We start from the raw sequence: 1,540 nt of genomic DNA on the forward strand, positions 1-1,540 counted from the left end.
TTGAACGGCATGCCGTTGACCTGGTTGTACGAGTGGGCGTCCACCAGGTACTTCGCCCGGACGAGCAGGGCGAGCTGCCCGAGGTTCATCTCGGGGATCACCACCTTGTCGTAACGCCTCAGCACCGCTGCGAGATTCCCGGGGAAGGGGTTGAGGTGGCGCAGGTGGGCCTGCGCGATGGACTCGCCGGCCGTGCGCAGCCGGCGTACCGCGGCGGTGATGGGTCCGTAGGTCGAGCCCCAGCCCAGCACGAGGGTCTGGGCCTCGTGCGGGTCGTCGACCTCGATGTCCGGGACGTCGATACCGTCGATCTTGGCCTGGCGGGTACGGACCATGAAGTCGTGGTTGGCCGGGTCGTAGGAGATGTTGCCCGTGCCGTCCTGCTTCTCGATCCCGCCGATCCGGTGCTCCAGACCCGGCGTGCCCGGCACCGCCCACGGCCGGGCCAGGGTGTGCGGGTCACGCTGGTAGGGCCAGAACACCTCGCTGCCGTCCTCCAGCGTGTGGTTGGGGCCCCGGGCGAACTGCACACTCAGATCCGGCAGCTCGTCCAGCTCCGGGATCCGCCACGGCTCCGACCCGTTCGCCAGATAACCGTCCGACAGCAGCATCACCGGCGTGCGGTACGCCAGCGCGATCCGGGCCGCCTCCAGCGCCGCGTCGAAGCAGTCCGCGGGCGTCTTCGGCGCGATCACCGGCACCGGCGCCTCACCGTTACGGCCGTACATCGCCTGCAGCAGATCCGCCTGCTCCGTCTTCGTCGGCAACCCCGTCGACGGACCCCCGCGCTGGATGTCGATCACCAGCAGCGGCAACTCCATGGAGACCGCCAGCCCGATCGTCTCCGACTTCAGCGCCACACCCGGCCCCGACGTCGTCGTCACCGCCAGCGAGCCGCCGAACGCCGCGCCCAGCGCCGCGCCGATCCCCGCGATCTCGTCCTCCGCCTGGAACGTGCGCACCCCGAAGTTCTTGTGCTTCGACAACTCGTGCAGGATGTCCGAGGCCGGCGTGATCGGATACGAGCCCAAAAACAGCGGCAGATCCGCCTGCCGCGACGCCGCCACCAGACCGTAGGCCAGCGCCAGGTTCCCCGAGATGTTCCGGTACAGCCCCGGCCCGAACGCCGACGCCGCCGGCGCCACCTCGAAGGAGACCGCGAAGTCCTCCGTCGTCTCCCCGAAATTCCAGCCCGCCCGGAACGCCGCGATGTTCGCCTCCGCGATCTGCGGCTTCTTCGCGAACTTCGCCCGCAGAAACTTCTCCGTACCCTCCGTGGGCCGGTGATACATCCACGACAGCAGACCCAGCGCAAACATGTTCTTGCTGCGCTCGGCCTCCTTGCGCGACAGCGCGAACTCCTTGAGCGCCTCCACCGTCAGCGTCGTCAACGGCACCGGATGCAGGCTGTACCCGTCCAGCGAACCGTCCTCCAGCGGACTGGCCGCATACCCGACCTTCTGCATCGCCCGCTTGGTGAACTCGTCCGTGTTCACGATGATCTCCGCACCCCGCGGCAGATCCCCGATGTTCGCCTTCA

General features: G+C 68.4%; 1 protein-coding gene. It reads right to left on the reverse strand.

Annotated elements, in window-relative coordinates; all coding sequences use genetic code 11:
* Nucleotides 1-1,540: 2-oxoacid:acceptor oxidoreductase subunit alpha (locus ACFY1J_RS46045; RefSeq protein WP_390733303.1), on the reverse strand; the 1,540-nt coding region annotated here is incomplete at both ends.

Origin of the sequence: Streptomyces sp. NPDC001406, assembly GCF_042895285.1 — a bacterium.
Lineage (GTDB): Bacteria > Actinomycetota > Actinomycetes > Streptomycetales > Streptomycetaceae > Streptomyces.